Origin of the sequence: Hyphomicrobium denitrificans ATCC 51888 (assembly GCF_000143145.1) — a bacterium.
Classification (GTDB): domain Bacteria; phylum Pseudomonadota; class Alphaproteobacteria; order Rhizobiales; family Hyphomicrobiaceae; genus Hyphomicrobium_B; species Hyphomicrobium_B denitrificans.
On the sequence record NC_014313.1, the window covers coordinates 1097738 to 1113478 of the forward strand.

At 61.1% G+C, this 15741-nt stretch carries 16 protein-coding genes and 2 tRNA genes; 10 read left to right on the top strand and 8 right to left on the bottom strand.

Annotation, left to right across the window (positions count from 1 at the left end; all coding sequences use genetic code 11):
• Positions 1 to 106: 106 nt before the first annotated feature.
• Positions 107 to 1333 carry a BaiN/RdsA family NAD(P)/FAD-dependent oxidoreductase gene (locus tag HDEN_RS05180; RefSeq protein WP_013215078.1) on the bottom strand — a complete coding sequence of 409 codons (1227 nt, stop codon included), beginning with the start codon at positions 1331 to 1333 and terminating at the stop codon, positions 107 to 109.
• A 163-nt stretch (positions 1334 to 1496) separates the two neighbouring features.
• Here HDEN_RS05180 and HDEN_RS18125 point away from each other — a divergent pair, with 163 nt between their 5' ends.
• From HDEN_RS18125 to HDEN_RS05195, 3 genes are all read left to right on the top strand, one after another.
• On the top strand, positions 1497 to 1811 hold the full coding sequence (locus HDEN_RS18125) for a hypothetical protein (protein ID WP_150103194.1): 315 nt from the start codon (positions 1497 to 1499) through the stop codon (positions 1809 to 1811).
• A 261-nt stretch (positions 1812 to 2072) separates the two neighbouring features.
• Positions 2073 to 2672, top strand: coding sequence for a cold-shock protein (locus tag HDEN_RS05190; protein WP_013215080.1), 600 nt, complete (start codon positions 2073 to 2075; stop codon positions 2670 to 2672).
• A 56-nt stretch (positions 2673 to 2728) separates the two neighbouring features.
• Positions 2729 to 3211 (top strand): DUF192 domain-containing protein, encoded by a 483-nt coding sequence (locus HDEN_RS05195; RefSeq protein ID WP_245256731.1) that lies wholly within the window; start codon positions 2729 to 2731, stop codon positions 3209 to 3211.
• 35 nt (positions 3212 to 3246) lie between these two features.
• Here HDEN_RS05195 and HDEN_RS05200 read toward each other — a convergent pair whose 3' ends face one another.
• Entirely contained in the window at positions 3247 to 4317 is a 1071-nt protein-coding gene (locus HDEN_RS05200) for a hypothetical protein (protein ID WP_245256732.1), read from the bottom strand.
• Between the two features lie 299 nt (positions 4318 to 4616).
• On the opposite strand from HDEN_RS05200, the gene HDEN_RS05205 reads away from it, so the two are divergent.
• Positions 4617 to 4693 (top strand) — tRNA-Pro (locus tag HDEN_RS05205).
• A 50-nt stretch (positions 4694 to 4743) separates the two neighbouring features.
• Here HDEN_RS05205 and HDEN_RS05210 read toward each other — a convergent pair.
• Positions 4744 to 5100, bottom strand: coding sequence for a c-type cytochrome (locus HDEN_RS05210; RefSeq protein WP_013215083.1), 357 nt, complete (start codon positions 5098 to 5100; stop codon positions 4744 to 4746).
• Between the two features lie 95 nt (positions 5101 to 5195).
• On the opposite strand from HDEN_RS05210, the gene HDEN_RS05215 reads away from it, so the two are divergent.
• The 3 genes from HDEN_RS05215 (at position 5196) to HDEN_RS05225 (ending at position 8175) form a co-directional block, all read left to right on the top strand.
• The gene (locus HDEN_RS05215) at positions 5196 to 5600 is read left to right on the top strand and encodes a c-type cytochrome (RefSeq protein ID WP_013215084.1); all 405 of its coding nucleotides are present in this window, start codon (positions 5196 to 5198) and stop codon (positions 5598 to 5600) included.
• A gap of 99 nt (positions 5601 to 5699) precedes the next feature.
• Positions 5700 to 6860, top strand: coding sequence for a polysaccharide pyruvyl transferase family protein (locus tag HDEN_RS05220; protein WP_245256733.1), 1161 nt, complete (start codon positions 5700 to 5702; stop codon positions 6858 to 6860).
• A 235-nt stretch (positions 6861 to 7095) separates the two neighbouring features.
• Positions 7096 to 8175, top strand: coding sequence for a hypothetical protein (locus HDEN_RS05225; protein WP_013215086.1), 1080 nt, complete (start codon positions 7096 to 7098; stop codon positions 8173 to 8175).
• Positions 8176 to 8210: 35 nt separating this feature from the next.
• Here the strand turns inward: HDEN_RS05225 and HDEN_RS05230 are convergent.
• A tRNA-Arg gene (locus HDEN_RS05230) sits at positions 8211 to 8287 on the bottom strand.
• 229 nt (positions 8288 to 8516) lie between these two features.
• Here HDEN_RS05230 and HDEN_RS05235 point away from each other — a divergent pair.
• Positions 8517 to 10157, top strand: coding sequence for an OFA family MFS transporter (locus tag HDEN_RS05235; protein WP_013215087.1), 1641 nt, complete (start codon positions 8517 to 8519; stop codon positions 10155 to 10157).
• 97 nt (positions 10158 to 10254) lie between these two features.
• Here HDEN_RS05235 and HDEN_RS05240 read toward each other — a convergent pair whose 3' ends face one another.
• The gene (locus tag HDEN_RS05240; protein WP_013215088.1) at positions 10255 to 10560 is read right to left on the bottom strand and encodes an ETC complex I subunit; all 306 of its coding nucleotides are present in this window, start codon (positions 10558 to 10560) and stop codon (positions 10255 to 10257) included.
• Positions 10561 to 10854: 294 nt separating this feature from the next.
• Between HDEN_RS05240 and HDEN_RS05245 the strand changes: the two genes are divergently transcribed.
• Together HDEN_RS05245 and HDEN_RS05250 are read left to right on the top strand one after the other, a co-directional pair.
• On the top strand, positions 10855 to 11451 hold the full coding sequence (locus HDEN_RS05245; RefSeq protein ID WP_013215089.1) for a uracil-DNA glycosylase family protein: 597 nt from the start codon (positions 10855 to 10857) through the stop codon (positions 11449 to 11451).
• A gap of 28 nt (positions 11452 to 11479) precedes the next feature.
• Entirely contained in the window at positions 11480 to 11851 is a 372-nt protein-coding gene (locus HDEN_RS05250) for a DUF488 domain-containing protein (RefSeq protein WP_013215090.1), read from the top strand.
• On the opposite strand, the gene eutC is transcribed toward HDEN_RS05250, so the two are convergent.
• From eutC to eat, 3 genes are read right to left on the bottom strand one after another with little or no spacing between them, the layout of a single operon-like run.
• Positions 11837 to 12679, bottom strand: a complete 843-nt coding sequence (gene eutC / locus HDEN_RS05255; RefSeq protein ID WP_013215091.1) for an ethanolamine ammonia-lyase subunit EutC — start codon at positions 12677 to 12679, stop codon at positions 11837 to 11839. The two genes, HDEN_RS05250 and eutC, sit on opposite strands and share 15 nt — an antisense overlap.
• A 14-nt stretch (positions 12680 to 12693) precedes the next feature.
• A complete protein-coding gene (locus HDEN_RS05260; protein WP_013215092.1) occupies positions 12694 to 14082 on the bottom strand; it encodes an ethanolamine ammonia-lyase subunit EutB in 1389 nt (462 codons plus the stop codon).
• Between the two features lie 32 nt (positions 14083 to 14114).
• Entirely contained in the window at positions 14115 to 15524 is a 1410-nt protein-coding gene (gene eat / locus HDEN_RS05265) for an ethanolamine permease (protein WP_013215093.1), read from the bottom strand.
• Between the last annotated feature and the right edge of the window lie 217 nt (positions 15525 to 15741).

Here is a 15741-nt window from a genome sequence, read left to right on the forward strand (position 1 = left end):
ACTAAACTTGAATAGGATATTATTTCTGTGATCGGCGCTTATTGCCGTTTTCCATTTTGTCGACGCCTGAGCATAGGCGTGTCCGGAGGCGCGCTTTGAGGACGGGTTAATCCTGCGTGCGCAGCCAATCGAGCAAACCATTTGCGGCGACGGCTGATGTTGCGAAGGTCGCCTGCAGCAAATAGCCGCCCGTTGGCGCTTCCCAGTCCAGCATCTCTCCAGCGAGGAATACGCCCGGCCGCGTCGAGAGCATCAGGCCGCCGGTCAGAGATTGCCATGCAACTCCACCCGCCGTTGAGATCGCGCGCTCGATCCGGGCGAGACCCGTCATCTGGATTGGAACGGCCTTGATCCGCGTCGCGAGCGCGTCCACCCCGTCCGGCAATCCGGCCTCGCGCAACAGCCCGGCTGCGGCAGCGTCGAGATGGACGGCCTTGCGGAGGAAGTTCGTCACGGTGTCCTTGCCGCGCGGCCGAGCGAGGCGCGCGACGAGGTCGGCATGCGTCATGTCCGGTTTGAGGTCGACGAGCAGCGTTGCGGTCCGATCTCTGCCAAGGGCTGCACGTATATATGGGCCGAGGGCATAGACGGCCCCGCCTTCGAGGCCGTCGCGCGTGACGATCGCCTCGCCGCGCCGGGTCGTGCCGTCGATCGTCAGCGCAATGCGCTTCAGGGCGGAGCCTTCGAAGCGCGTGCGGAAGATGTCAGACCACGGAACAATGACGCCGCAGTTGGCGGGCGCGAGAGTCGTCACGTCAATTCCGGTCTGTTTGAAGGGTTCGACCCACGATCCGTCGGAGCCGAGTTTCGGCCAGCTCGCCCCGCCGAGTGCGAGCAAAACGGCGTCGGCATCGACTTCGATCTGCGATTTGTCTGCGAGTTCGAACTGCAGGCCGCCCGACGGCGTGAAGCCCGTCCAGCGATGCCGGGTCTTGATCGTCACGCCGAGACCAGTGAGACGGCGGAGCCACGCGCGAAGCAAGGGTGACGCCTTCATCGCGCGCGGAAAAACTCTGCCGCTGCTGCCGACGAACGTCTCCGCGCCGAGGCCGTTCGCCCATGCGATCAGCTTTTCGGGAGGGAAGCGTTCGACGGCCGCGCGCACGCAACGCGCGTCGTCGCCGTAACGGTCGAGGAAGGCGGCGGTGTTCTCGCTGTGCGTGAGGTTCAAGCCGCCGCGCCCGGCGAGCAGGAATTTTCGCGCTGGCGATGCCATCCGTTCGTAGATGGTGACGTGGTGTCCACGCGCGGCGATGATATCGGCTGCGAAAAGTCCGGCTGGCCCGGCGCCGACGATGGCGACCTTCCGCGAGGTTTCAGGCGCGACCGTCATAATGAGCCCATGCCGAAAGCATCCGTGCTGTGATCAACGTCCAGAGCGTTGTTCGTCACGTTCGTGAGTCGCGATGTTTTCTTCCTGCATTGCGTGGGAACCAACGCTGAAATCCTCCGAACCAAGCAGACGAAGCGGACACCGTGTGTGAAGCGTCGCACGGATGTTGCGTCTGGGATTGCGAATTTTGGCGGCGCTGTCGAGGTTTGGCATCGAGCGCCACGCCGTGAGCGGCAGCATTGCCACACTCGACTTCGAATCGCGCACGGCGTGTCCGGACGATGTCAGTGTCATTTTTTGCCGCCTGTGCAAGACCTTTGGAAAAATCGGCGAGCGCATCGCGAGCGAGCGTTCAAAAGCATCGCTATTCGTGCGTAAAAATCGAATCAGTGAAAACGCAATTCGTGCACACTTGACGAATGTGGTGGTGTGGATGGCTTTGCAGCGCAAACATGTGCCCGTGCGAAACTGGGGATGAATCGAAATTCGATTTTATCGCTGTCCGATCATACGCTTAAGGTGCGTCATCGAATGTGGATTGAATCAGGGGAAACAAGCGTCAAGAGGCGGGCCAAAAAAATGCCGCTGGCCCTGCGCAGAGCCGGTGTTATGTTTCGTGCCGCTTCGCGATGATGCGGTGGTGTTCGATTCTGAAGAGGGCTCTTCCAGAACCGATCACCGAAGCTTCGGACGCGAGCTGTCATAATCGTTTGACGCACAGTATGCGGGGTATCAAGTGATGGGGGATACAAAGCGTCCCGGTCTTCTGGATGATCTACAACCGGTTTCGGCCGGACCGGAAGTGATGGACGACGCGGCGATCGAGGTTTTCGAGGTCGCTGGAATGATAAAATGGTTCGACGCTTCCAAGGGATTCGGTTTCATCGTCCCGGACAACGGACTGCCTGATATTCTTCTGCACGTGACGTGCCTGCGCGCTGGCGGTTTCCAGACCGCATATGAAGGCGCACGCGTTCACTGCGAAGTTCTGCGCCGCTCCAAGGGAATGCAGGCTTTCCGCATTCTCAGCATGGATGAAAGCACGGCCATCCACCCCTCTCAGCTCCCGCAGCGCACGCACGTCATCGTGCAGCCTGAAAGCGATTGGGAACGGGCTTACGTGAAGTGGTTCAATCGCGTCCGGGGCTTCGGCTTCTTGACACGCGGCGAGGGCACGCCTGATATCTTCTGCCATATGGAGACGTTGCGGCGCTTCGGCTTTACCGAGCTTCGTCCCGGTCAGATCGTTCAGGTCCGCTGGGGCTACGGTTCGAAGGGCTGCATGGCTGCTGAGCTTCGCCCGGATGGCGTGTCGACAGGACTGCCGTCGCGGAATTAAACGCGGGATTCATGACGATCGTGTCAGCGAGTTTTACGAAAAGGGCCGCCATCTGCGTGGCCCTTTTCGCTTTTGCGGGAGCGAGCCTTCCTGCGCTCCGGGAAGCGGGGCTTCTCGAGTTCGTCACGCCGGCCTACGCCAAGATGCGGCGGGACAAGCTGACGATCGAGCCGGCGGCGGGCGGACAAGGCCACGCCTTCGATATCGAGGTCGCCTCCAGCGAGCAGGAAAAGCGTCTCGGTCTGATGTATCGCACCAGCATCGGCGAGAGCGAAGGCATGCTGTTCCCGTATGGCGTCGAGCGCGAAATCTCGATGTGGATGCACAACACCTACATCTCGCTCGACATGGTGTTCATCCGCGCGAACGGCACTATTGCGCGCATCGAGGAACGCGCCGAGCCGCTTTCAGATCGGGTCATCTCGTCGAGGGTTGCTGTGGCGGCCGTGCTTGAGTTGCAGGCTGGGACGGCCGCGCGACTTGGCATCAAGGCGGGCGACAAGGTGATCTATCCGCTATTCAAAGGCGCAAAGCGTTAGCCTTCGGTTTGCGGATGTGAGGTGTTTCGGTCGCATCAGTTAAACAGTGACGTCAGCGATCGCTGAATTGAATCCAAGCTTACGCCGAAGCCCGAGTCATCGGGCCGTGGAGCCCGGCGCTTCGTAGTCTTCTTGCGCTGGGTGACGACTTTTGCCGGCGGACTTGACTCCGTCGCGTCGTTGACGGCCGCGGGCTGGCTCAGGGCCGCACGCGGTACGGGCGTGAGTTCCGGCTTTTCGTCCGCGATGACGCTGCCGCCCTCAAAGCGCAATCCGGATTGCTCGCTCGCGGCGGTGCTGACCTTCGTCACGGTCGCGACTGGCGGAGGAGGCTCGGCGGCGATGCCGGGCTTCGGATCTTCTACGCTCTGGATTGCCTCGCGACCTGCCGGGCGAGTGCTACTCGTCGAGATGGGGCTCACGGCGGGCGCAGGCGGCGTCATCCCAGCGGCGGGCACGAGCATTTCCGGCTGCGCCCAAGGATGATCCAGCATCGATCGCTCGTCGCCCGCAACTGTAGAGACAGAGCCTGCCGGTGAAGCGACGGGCGCGTCAGTCGCAATCGCGACTTTCGTTTGCAGGGCGCTTCGATCATAGGTCGCGACCGCATGCATATTGCTCGCATCGGCGACGCGCGTCGGGAGAGTCGAGCACGTTACGTCCGTATTTGACGAGACGAGCGCCAAAAGCGCTTCATCAGGATCGTCGACGGACATGTGAGCATTCGCGACGCTTAGGAATGCGCTCATGCCCGTCTGCGAGGCGGCACTCCACCGTCCCGAAACTGGGCCGTCGTAACAGTGCGCCTTCGCCAGAGCGACCTGCAAGTCGCGTGCGAGCTCGGCGCGCGGCGGCGCTGCCGGTCGTGGCGTTTCCTGCGCCGAAGCGTCGGGGATGATATAAATCGGAGATGTGATCGAAGATGCCCGAACGACAGGGGGCATTGGCATCGCTTCGGCTGCGGCCGGTGGGATGGCGTCGTCCGCGTCGACGGCGAGGTAATAAACGTAAAACGCACTGAGGGCGATTGCGCTGAGCACGATACCTCGTGCCTTGGCGGCATACGCATTCGGCAAAACGGAACGCACGAGATTCACGATACGCACTCGCGAGCAACGCCAACAGGAACAGAACAATACGGGACCGCCAGACGGGGCGGCCGAGCTTCACCAATTCGCTACTATTTCAGGGGGGCTTTGGCAAAGGCAACTGTCGCCACTGATGCCAATCAGCCGGACGGGCGTGGCACGGGATCGACACTTCCGGCCGGCGCGGCCGCCTGCGACTGCTTGAGACCGCTTGCGACCCGGCCGGAGCGTCGATCACCCGCCGGGGCGCGGCTATTCGTTCTGCAAATGTCCATTTGTTCGCGCGGGCGAACATGCTACTAAGCCCCGTCTTTTGTCGGGGCGTAGCTCAGCCTGGTAGAGCATCTGCTTTGGGAGCAGAGGGTCGCGTGTTCGAATCATGTCGCCCCGACCAAGTCTTTCGCTCAATTGAGTGCGCGCTTCAGGCGCTCTCGCGGTCGCCCCTCACTTGCCGGTGACCTGAGCTTTGAGATCGTTCAAATAGCCGACGATCGCGCTGACCTCTTCCGATGAGAATGTGAATTCCGGCATATCCGCGTGGCCGGAGACAATGCCCTCGGCGAGGGACTCTTCGAGGTTCTCGGGCGGGTAGCGCATGACGATCTCGCGGAACGGCGGCGCTTCCTTGTGCGTACTGTCGCCCGTCATGCCGATTGCATGGCAGCGGGAACAATTCTTTTCGAGGATTGCCGCGCCGTCGATTTGCGGTGTGTCGGGCGCAGCAACGGCCGTGCCACCGCCGAGCCAGAACAACAGGCTCGCGACCAGCGCCACCCGATCGGCGCGAAGATTGAATCCCATGTCGTCTCCCTCGAAAGCGTTTGCGCTCGATCAATTCCAGCATATCGCGCGCACCCTAGAAGCGTTTTGATCTTGAACAGCAGCGGGAGGGAAATATGGCGGGCGCATTTCTAATTGCAACGCGAACAGTTGCTTGCCTGTTTGCCGCCGGATTGGCGTTCGCGGCGCATTCGTCAGCGGCTGTCGCGCAAGTGGAACCGCAAGGTCCGGTCATCCGGGAAGAGCCGGGACGACTCGAATCCTCAAAGCCCGATATCGAGAACGGCGCGCGGCTGGCGAAAACGCTGTGCACGAGTTGTCACTTGATTGGGCAAGCATCGGATCGACCCGTTCAGGCTGACGTGCCCAGCTTTTCAGGCGTCGCCAATCGCCCGAACCAGACGCTCGATCATCTGACGACATGGCTGACCGAGCCGCATCCGCCGATGCCCAATCTCAGTCTCACGCGATTGGAGATCCGCGATCTGGCCGGTTACATCTTCTCGCTTCGCAAAGAGTAGACCAGTTTTTCAGCACCGGATTTTTGTGTGCTTCGTCGAGTGCTTGCGTACTCAGGCACGCAAATAGTGGTGCGGCCTATGTAATCTGGCAATTCGCTGTTGGCGATTGCGTCGTCGTGGTTGGCAAGGTGCACCCCGTCACGTAGAACGGGCACGGACGCTTTATCGCTGCTGCCGGGTTGCCAACCAGATATGCTTACAGAAACAACATCTTTTGTGGGCGGCCGGCGTCCTAAGATTTTAGTGATGGGCGACACGCGTGCGGTCGGTCACCATGGCAGCACGCTGGTTATGGAAGCCATTGTGCGCGAGTTGGCTAATCGGGGTGCCGATGCCGCCATTGCAGGGCCGGTTCGCTCCGAATTCGACGTTGCGCGTCTTCGTACATTCGACGGGGTCGTCATCAACGGTGAGGGCGCGCTGCACGTTCGAAGTCCAAAGGCGCTTTTGATATCCCAATTCGCCCGGCGCGCACGAGACATTGGCATTCCCTGTTTTCTCGTGAATACCGTCATCGACGAATGTGACGAGGAGGTCATTCAAGGCTTTCCCGCTCTGACCGGCGTGTTCTGCCGAGAACCGAGAAGTCTCGAGAGGGCGAAGTCATACGGCGCGACGGCGAAGCTTTGTCCCGATGTCACGCTCGCAATCGAAACGCCAAAAGATATCAAGTGGCACGCGGGCGAGAAAGTCATCGTCACGGATTCGACGCTCGGCTCGGTCAATAAGCTGCTTCATGCATTCGCGCGCCGCACGCACGCCGCGTTTCTGCCGATGAGAACACGTCCGCAGGTGCCGATCTTTTCGAGCAAAAAAGCTTTTATGCGGATCGTGAAATACGAGGTGCGGCACAAAATTGGAAATGTGCTGCCTGGAAATTTCACGGCCGATCGTTTCGGATGCTCCGTCGGGTCAGCGGACGCTTTTCTTCGCGCTATTGCAGGCGGTACGAAATTCATCGTTTCCGGACGATTCCACGGTGCGTGTCTCGCCATGAGATTAGGCGTCCCTTTTCTGGCGGTGCGATCGATCACGCACAAAGTGGAAAGCTTGCTGGATGACGCGCAGCTCTCGCACAAGCTCATCGACCTGGAAACTTTGAAGTCGACGACGCGCCTCGATAGTTTGTTCGCCGCCGCAACGTGGAGCGACGCGGACCAAGCTCGTTGCCGAAGCTATGTCGCGAACGCCCAGAAAGCCGTTGCGGAGTGCTTCGATGACGTGGTCGCGCAGATCGCGGTTGAACGCGCGCGCGCGTAACGTGTCCCGGCAGCGACATATCTAAGACGATACAGCAGCCGGTCGCGCCGGGTTTGCAAGCGGTGCGCGTTCCATTGCGGCACACCGATTGCTGGTGGCGCGCCAGACCTGAACTGCCATTTATGAATATCCGTCAGTACGGCGCTTGAGCATTGGCGAAAGAAGCCCGATTGTCCTGACGCTCTTCTGCCATTTGTGCAGTCGTGATTGGAATTGACGGGAAAAGGCGATTGCAATGTGGAAGGTCGAGCAGGACGGGAACCAGGTCAGGCTGTCGGACAGCGGCCGGACGATAAGCTACCAAGTCGAAGGGTTGGAACTGCCGCAGCTTTCCGATCACAGTTTCGCGGTCTGGCATACGCTGCCGACCGCGATGCTGACGGGGCGCGATATCGAGATCGATGGCCCGGTCGATCCTGTCGTTATCGCCAATGGAGAAAAGCTCGCCCGCGTCTGGTCCATGTGGAGCCCGGGCGTATTGCAGCCCGTCAAAATCCACGCATCGAAGGTCGTAGCGCCGCAGCGCGGCAAGCGCAGTGTGCTCGCGTTTTATTCGGGCGGCGTCGATTCAACGTTCCATTTGATGGCATCGCCAAAAGACGATCTGCCGTCGCGCGCTTTGACGATCCACGGAATGGATTACAAGCCGGACAATGACCGCAATTTTCTTGCGCTCGTCAGAAAGACCGAGCCGCTTCTGAAGCATTTTGGAATCGAGCGTGTGACGATCAAGAGCGACGTCGCGCAATACGGCAAAGCAACCATCTTGCATGGCTTCACGCTCGCCGGCTGCGCGAGCTTGCTCTCCGATGTTTTCGGAACGGTACAGATCGCGGCCGACTACACCTGGGAGCAAGACATGATGTCGTGGCCGTGGGGCACGAACCACGTCACGAACAGGTATTTCGCTGGTTCCGACTGGTCGCTCAAAACGGTCACGAGCGACTTTTCGAGAACGGAAAAGATCGAGGCCATCGCTGCAAACAAGATGGCGTGCGATGCGATTTCATTTTGTACCGATAGCAAGTCGCGGCCCGTCAACTGCGGGCGTTGCCAGAAATGCGTTCGAACGAAGCTGATGTTTCTGATCGCGACGGATCAGATCCCGCCGATCTTCACAGACAATTCCTATCAGCCCTCAATGCTCGGCAGGATCGATCTTGCGAAGCGCAAGGAGCGGGCATTCTTCGCTGACATTTATATGCAGGCGGTCGCGCGTGATCGCGAGCAGCACGTTCCTGGCCTTGGCGCAAAGCTGCGACGAGTCGATGTTTCGCCGCGCCACCGCATCAAGCGGTTCCTCGGGCTGGGGTAGCAAAACCTCATCGGACACTCGAACCAGCGTGCAGCTGGCGATCCCGGCAGGATTCGAACCTGCGACCCTCTGCTTAGAAGGCAGATGCTCTATCCAACTGAGCTACGGGATCCCGCATTGCTGCGGTGCCACAAGTTCGCCCTTATCAGCCGAACCGGCGGCACGACGCTCCGTCAGCGCCGCGAAAAACCGATAATGGCCGCCGCTCCCGAGCGCAAGTCATCGCCGGCATCAATCGTTCGGAACGGCAAGCCCGGCAACGCTGTTGATTGTGTCGCAGATCCCGTGCGACAACACCGGCAAAAAACGAAAAAGAACAGATTCATCGTGGGGAGGGGAACATGACGGCGATGGCGTCCGATCAGGCACCGGGGCTTTTGGACCGCGGCCGCATCGTTGCGCGGGCGGGCTTCAACCGGTGGCTCGTGCCCCCCGCCGCCCTTGCGATCCACCTCTGCATCGGCATGAGCTATGGGCTCAGCGTCTTCTGGCTGCCCCTGTCGCAGGCTCTCGGCATTTCGAAGCCGGTGGCGTGTCCCGACATGTCGCTGATGCAGGAACTGTTCACGACGACGTGTGACTGGCGCGTCAGCAGCCTGCTCGTGACCTTCGAACTCGGGATCGTTTTCCTCGGGCTGTCGGCCGCGGCGTTTGGAGGCTGGCTCGAGCGGGCTGGCCCGCGCCGGGCGGGCGTGTCTGCGGCGCTCTGCTGGGGCGGCGGCTTCCTGCTCGCGGCGCTCGCCGTCTATATTCATCAGCTCTGGCTGTTCTGGCTTGGCCTCGGCGTAATCGGTGGCATCGGACTTGGGCTCGGCTACATCTCGCCGGTCTCGACGCTGATCAAATGGTTTCCGGACCGGCGCGGCATGGCCACCGGCATGGCGATCATGGGTTTTGGCGGCGGCGCGATGATCGGTTCGCCGCTGGCCATCCTGCTGATGAACCATTTCAAGGACGATCAATCGTCCGGCGTCGCGCAGGCGATGGCCGTGATGGGCTGCATCTATCTGGTGTTCATGCTGTGCGGCGCCTTCGGGTACCGCGTGCCGCCCGACGGCTGGAAGCCCGACGGATGGACACAATCCAAGGAGCGAACGCACGCGCTCATCACGACCGGCCACGTGCATCTCAACGATGCGCACAAGACTCCGCAATTCTGGCTGATCTGGGTCGCGTTGTGGATGAACGTGTCGGCCGGTATCGGCGTGCTGTCGATGGCGTCGCCGATGCTGCAGGAAATCTTCGGCGGATCGCTGATCGGCCGCCCTGACTTGAAATTCGGCGACCTCGACGCCTCGCAGCATGCTGTGATTGCCGGTATCGCAGGCGGGTTCGTCAGCCTCCTGTCGCTATTCAATAGCGGCGGTCGTTTCGCCTGGGCGTCGCTGTCCGATATCCTCGGGCGCAAGGTGACCTATTTCTCCTTCTTCATTCTGGGCATGATCCTCTACGTACTGGCGCCGACGCTGGCGCACATGGGATCGGTGGCGCTGTTCGTCGGTACGCTGTGCATCATCATCAGCATGTACGGCGGTGGCTTTGCGACTCTTCCGGCGTATCTCGCCGATATCTTCGGCACGCAGTTCGTCGGCGCGATTCACGGCCGCATCCTGACGGCGTGGTCGGCGGCCGGCATTCTGGGGCCGCTGGTCATCGGATACATTCGCGACGCGGAAATCGCGGCCGGCGTGCCGCGCGCCGCCGTCTACGACTATACGCTCTATATCCTGACCGGCTTCCTGCTCATCGGCCTCATCGCCAACGCGCTCGTACGACCGGTCGATCATAAATACATGATGACGGATGAGCAGCTTGCGGCGCTCAAGACGAAAGCTTCGACGGCGACGTTGCCGGATGGCTCGCATGGCATCGGCTTCGGCGGCTTCAGCCCTGCGGTCTTACTCGCGTGGCTCGCCGTTGGAATACCGTTCCTGTGGGGCGTCTGGAATACGCTGGTGAAAGCGGTGGCGTTGTTCGGGTGATTACGAGCCGCGTCGTTGCGCGGCCGGTTTTCGGCCGCGCGGGATGCGCGGATCAAAGTCGCCGATCAACGCGTAGGACTGTGCGACGGCAGGGTGCTCAGTGCGTCCAGTTCGTGGCGCGTCCGAAGCGGAAGTTGTCGGCGTAGGATTTGCGGATCGGCTTCCGCGGCTTCGGCTCGGCGAGCGAGTAACTCAGGCCTTCGCGCACGGCGTAGGCGATCGCCTCTTCCTTGGTTTCGAACTCGAGCCGCACCTGCGTTTGCGTATCGCGGGTGCTCGTCCATCCCATGAGCGGGTCGGCCGCACGCGGCGTCGCCGGGGCGAACTCCAGAACCCACTCTTTGGTGCGAGCTTCGCCAGACTGCATCGCGGATCTGGCTGGCTTGAAAATGCGCGCGGTCATCGGCAGTCCTCAGTCGGCTTTCTCGAATGCTGGCTCGAATGCTGGTCGTGATCGTGATGATATACACGAATGCGCCGCCCCTGCGTCTGCGGCAGATAATTTCATGCGAACGTACTGTCAACGGAGCATTGTCGGGCCATCATAGATCAAGGCGGCTCTGGACGGAAATTCGCCATCGGAGCACCGCCAGGCTCGAAGTGTCGCGCCGGGTTGCGTAAACTAGTCTCGTCCGCTTGCGATTTTGGGCGCAAATGGATTGATCGCCTGACGGCGAGCGTTTGAATTCCGGTTTCGATGCAAAAAAATTCCGCATCCCTGGCGAAAGCGTTGCGCGATGTCAGCGCCTGCCGGATCTGCGCGGCGGAGTTGCCTCTCGGTCCGCGTCCGGTCGTGCAGCTCGGAAGCGGCGCGCGGCTGTTGATCGTCGGTCAGGCGCCGGGGCGGAAAGTGCATCTGACGGGTGTGCCGTGGAATGACGCCAGCGGCGACCGGCTGCGCGAGTGGCTGGGGCTCGACCGCGATACGTTTTTCGATGCTGCGAAGATTGCCTTGCTGCCGATGGGGTTCTGCTATCCGGGCGTCGGCAAATCAGGCGGCGACAATCCGCCGAGGCCGGAATGCGCGCCCCATTGGCACGAACGATTGCTCAGGCATTTGCCCGAGGTTCAGCTGACGGTGCTGGTCGGGCAGTATGCGCATCGTCGTTATCTCGGGTTGCGCGGCGCATCTTCGGTCACGGCGACGGTCAGAGATTTTTCAATGTACGCGCCGCGGTTCTTTCCGCTGCCGCATCCGAGCTGGCGCAGCACGATCTGGATGCGCAAGAATCCGTGGTTCGAAGCCGAGGTCGTTCCGGAGCTTCGCGATGCCGTGAAATTGGCGCTTAGGTAAGCGTCGAGCCAAAACGCGAGAGGCCGTCATGGTGCAAGTTCAGCTGAAGCGCATTTACGAACCGCCGCAGAAATCTGACGGATATCGCGTGCTGGTGGATCGGGTTTGGCCGCGCGGACTCAGCAAGGACGCCGCGCAGATCGATCTCTGGATGAAGGACATCGCGCCGTCGACTGCGCTGCGCAAATGGTTCAACCACGATCCGGCGCGGTGGGTTGGATTCCAAGAAAAGTATCGGGCCGAACTGCATGAGCTTGGCGATAAGCTGGACGAATTGCGGGCCCGCGCGAAAAAAGAGCCGGTCACGCTGCTCTACGGCGCAAAAGATACCGAGCACAATCAGGCGGTCGTGCTGCGTGATGTGTTGGCGGAAAAGCGATCACGCTCAGCTACCCGGTGATGAATCCGGTTCGATCAGGAAGCTCTTGCTCGACGTTGAAACTGCGCTTTGATGCGCCTCGGCTTCGTCCTTCAGGTGCACGCCGGAGAGGCCGCGCTTGCGCGCTTCGGTCATCAGGTAGAACAATTTGTGGGCGGCGCCTTCGTAGTTCAGCCCTTCGCGCCGGACGTTGGAGATGCAGTTGCGCGCTTCGTCGGTTAGCCCGACGCGCGGGTTCAACGTCATATAGATGCCCATGCTGTCGGGAGAGCTGAGGCCGGGGCGCTCGCCGATCAGAACAACGACCATCTTGGCGCCGAGCAGCTGCCCGATCTCATCGCCGACGGCGACGCGGGCTTCGCGGATGATGACGAGCGGCGCGATGCGCCAGCCTTCCTTGACGAGCGGTGGCAGGATGACGTCGAGGAACGGAGCGGCGTTCTCTTCGATCGCAAACGACGACAGGCCGTCGCCGATCACGAAGACGACGTCGTAACCGCTGCCTGCGCGCGCCATGTCGGTCAGCGCGGCGCGTGACTCCTCATCCAGACGGCGGCCCATGTCCGGGCGCTGCAGGTACATCGGACGGTTGGCGGCGGCGCTGTGCATGAGGCACGTGTCGTGACCGCGCGTCTTGAGCGCCGACTGAAGTGCCGTGGTGTCGAGCTCGTGGTGGACGGCGTTGCGTGCGCGGGCGTGGGCAAGTTGAAATTCCAGATGCGGCTTCGTCGGCAGGCTCGTGCCGGCGCGCCCGAGCGCGATGCGCGCGGGCGTGTATTGGCGGAGCTTGTCCCAGGGATTGGTGACGACGACGGGCTTCTTTTCATCCGGCATCTTTTTATCCGACATGGCCGTGCTTGACCTCAGTGGAGATGTGCAAGTGCGCGCTGGAACGGTTTGGGCAACGTGTCGGAGAGTTTCATGGCATCGCCGTCCTCGAAAATGCCGACGTTCAAGAGCCAGTCTTCGAATTCCGGCGAGGGCTTCAATCCGAGCGCCTTGCGGGCATAGAGCGCGTCATGAAACGACGTCGTCTGGTAATTCAGCATGATGTCGTCGGAGCCCGGAATGCCCATGATGAACGTGATGCCGGCGACGCCGAGCAGCGTCAGCAAGGTGTCCATGTCATTCTGGTCGGCTTCGGCGTGGTTTGTATAGCAGATGTCGCAACCCATCGGCACGCCGAGGAGCTTTCCGCAGAAGTGATCTTCCAGTCCGGCGCGAATAATCTGGCGGCCGTCGTAAAGGTATTCGGGGCCGATGAAGCCGACGACGGTGTTGACGAGCAGCGGCTCGAATTTTCTGGCAACGGCGTAAGCGCGGGCTTCGAGCGTCTGCTGATCGACGCCGTGGTGGGCGTTGGCGGAAAGCGCGCTGCCCTGACCCGTCTCGAAGTACATGGCGTTGTTGCCGACCGTGCCGCGCTGCAGGCTTTGCGCCGCTTCGTAGCCTTCCTTCAGCATCGCGAGATTGATGCCGAAGCTGCCGTTGGCTGCTTCCGAGCCTGCGATCGACTGGAACACGAGGTCGACGGGCGCGCCCTTGTTGATGCAGGCGATGCTGGTCGTGACGTGCGTGAGGATGCACGATTGCGTCGGAATGTTATAGCGCTGGATAATCTCGTGCAGCATCTCGATCAGCGTCGTGACGGCGGCGGTGCTGTCGGTCGCGGGATTGATGCCGATCACGGCGTCGCCGTTGCCGTACATCAGCCCATCGACGATGCTCGCCGCGATGCCGGTCGGATCGTCGGTCGGATGATTGGGCTGCAAGCGCGTTGAAAGTCGACCTTTGAGCCCGATCGTGTTGCGGAACTTGGTCACGACACGGCATTTCTGCGCGATCAGAACCATGTCCTGCACGCGGCAGATTTTTGAAACCGCCGCGACCATTTCCGGGGTCAGTCCGGGTGCGAGCATAGCGAGGGACCGTTCCGTCGCCTCATCCGAAAGCAGCCAGTCTCGAAATGCGCCGACGGTCAAATGCGAAACGGGCGCGAACGCCTTGGCATTATGATCGTCGATGATCAGACGCGTGACCTCGTCGATCTCATAAGGAATGAGATGATCGACGAGGAATTCCTTGAGCGGGACATCGGCGAGCGCCATCTGGGCGGCAACCCGTTCCTCGTCGTCGCCCGCCGCGACACCGGCGAGATAATCGCCGGATCGCGCAGGCGTGGCTTTCGCCATGAGGACCTTGAGGTTCTCGAAGCTGAACCGGTGTCCTCCGATGGAATAGGTGTAGCTCATGTGACACTCGCCGTTGCTGGAGGTTCGAGAGCTTAGAAAATTTCTTCTTCGCCTGGCGCCGCCGCCACGAGATGGTGGCGACTATAAAGTCCGAAGTATGCGATGAATACCGCATAGACAACGGCGGCACCGATCACGACGCGCGGGTCGACGAGGAAGCCGGCGACGACCGCAACGCACGCGAGTACGAGTGCGATGCCGGATGTCAGGATGCCGCCCGGCGTTCGATATGGACGCTCGAGATCGGGCTCCCGCACGCGCAGCGCGATGTGCGCCGCCATCATCATCACATAGGAAATGGTCGCTCCGAAGACGGCGATCAAGATCAGAAGATCGCCCTGGCCGCTGAGCGACAGCAGGAAGCCGATGATGCCCGGAACGATGAGCGCGACGTACGGCGTCTTGCGATTGTTGGTCAGCGACAGGGCTCGCGGCAGGTAACCGGCGCGAGACATCGCGAACACCAGACGCGAGTAGCCGAAGATGATCGAGAAGAAGCTCGCGATCAGACCGGCAAGGCCGACGAAGTTGACGAAGCGGCTGACCCATGTCGGCCCCCCGTAGACTTTCGCCGACTCGAGCGCTTCGACGAGCGGATTGCCCGAGGCTTTGAGAGCGTCGGCGCCGGCTCCGCCGGGTCCGAACAGCAGGATGAGAGCACAGGACGCGAGCAGCACGAGGATGCCGCCGATCAAGCCGCGCGGCAGATCGCGTTTCGGATCGCTGGTTTCTTCCGCCGCGAGCGGAACGCCCTCGATCGCGAGGAAGAACCAGATGGCGTAGGGAATGGCTGCCCAGATGCCGATGTAACCGAAGGGCAGGAACGGACTTGCTCCGGCGGCGTCGGTCACCGGAATGTCGAACAGGTTGTCGGCATTGAAGTGCGGGATCATCGCGACCAGGAAGACGATCAGCGCCACGACGGCGAGCGCCGTGATCGCGAAAATCAGACGAAGGGCTTCGCCCGCGCCATAGAGGTGGATGCCTAAAAATACAGCATAAAAGGCCAGATAGACGACCCAGCCGTCGATGCCGAACAACGAATTGCAGTAAGCGCCAATGAAAACTGCGATTGCAGCGGGGGCGATCGCATATTCGATCAGGATGGCGATGCCGCAAAGAAAGCCGCCCCACGGACCGAACGCACGACGCGCGAAGCCGTAGCCGCCGCCGGCTGTTGGAGCGATGGTCGCGAGTTCGGCAAGCGCGAAGCACATGCACGTGTACATCGTCGCCATCAACAGCGACGCCACGAACAGACCGCCCCAGCCGCCCTGCGCGAGGCCGAAGTTCCAGCCCGCGTAATCGCCTGAAATCACGTAAGCAACGCCGAGGCCGACGAGCAGCAGCCATCCGGCTGCGCCGCGCTTCAGCTGCCTTTTCTCGAAGTATTCATTACCGACTTTGTCGTATTCGACTCCACCCTGTCCCGTCGTCTCCATACCCAATCCTCTTGAATGTTATTATTTTTTCCGAGTGGCGGCGCATCCGGCTAGCCGGACCGAAGGGCACGCCTAGTGCTGCAAGTGACGATTACTGCCGGCATCATCATTGGCCCCAAAAGGAGCGACGGAACGCATTGGTTCCGAGTAGCGTAGGACGGTAGGACTGCGCTAATATGCCGTCTATCCATTTTCGGCACGCGTGCACGCCGACTTA

Excerpts from the sequence above, each read along its gene's own strand:
- HDEN_RS05190 (WP_013215080.1), top strand. The coding sequence starts at position 2,073 with ATGGGGGATACAAAGCGTCCCGGTCTTCTGGATGATCTACAACCGGTT.
- eutC (WP_013215091.1), bottom strand. The coding sequence starts at position 12,679 with ATGTCGGATAAAAAGATGCCGGATGAAAAGAAGCCCGTCGTCGTCACC.
- HDEN_RS05240 (WP_013215088.1), bottom strand. The coding sequence starts at position 10,560 with ATGACCGCGCGCATTTTCAAGCCAGCCAGATCCGCGATGCAGTCTGGC.
- eat (WP_013215093.1), bottom strand. The coding sequence starts at position 15,524 with ATGGAGACGACGGGACAGGGTGGAGTCGAATACGACAAAGTCGGTAAT.
- HDEN_RS05210 (WP_013215083.1), bottom strand. The coding sequence starts at position 5,100 with ATGGGATTCAATCTTCGCGCCGATCGGGTGGCGCTGGTCGCGAGCCTG.
- HDEN_RS05180 (WP_013215078.1), bottom strand. The coding sequence starts at position 1,333 with ATGACGGTCGCGCCTGAAACCTCGCGGAAGGTCGCCATCGTCGGCGCC.
- HDEN_RS05215 (WP_013215084.1), top strand. The coding sequence starts at position 5,196 with ATGGCGGGCGCATTTCTAATTGCAACGCGAACAGTTGCTTGCCTGTTT.
- HDEN_RS05225 (WP_013215086.1), top strand. The coding sequence starts at position 7,096 with ATGTGGAAGGTCGAGCAGGACGGGAACCAGGTCAGGCTGTCGGACAGC.
- HDEN_RS18125 (WP_150103194.1), top strand. The coding sequence starts at position 1,497 with ATGTTGCGTCTGGGATTGCGAATTTTGGCGGCGCTGTCGAGGTTTGGC.
- HDEN_RS05250 (WP_013215090.1), top strand. The coding sequence starts at position 11,480 with ATGGTGCAAGTTCAGCTGAAGCGCATTTACGAACCGCCGCAGAAATCT.
- HDEN_RS05260 (WP_013215092.1), bottom strand. The coding sequence starts at position 14,082 with ATGAGCTACACCTATTCCATCGGAGGACACCGGTTCAGCTTCGAGAAC.
- HDEN_RS05235 (WP_013215087.1), top strand. The coding sequence starts at position 8,517 with ATGACGGCGATGGCGTCCGATCAGGCACCGGGGCTTTTGGACCGCGGC.
- HDEN_RS05245 (WP_013215089.1), top strand. The coding sequence starts at position 10,855 with ATGCAAAAAAATTCCGCATCCCTGGCGAAAGCGTTGCGCGATGTCAGC.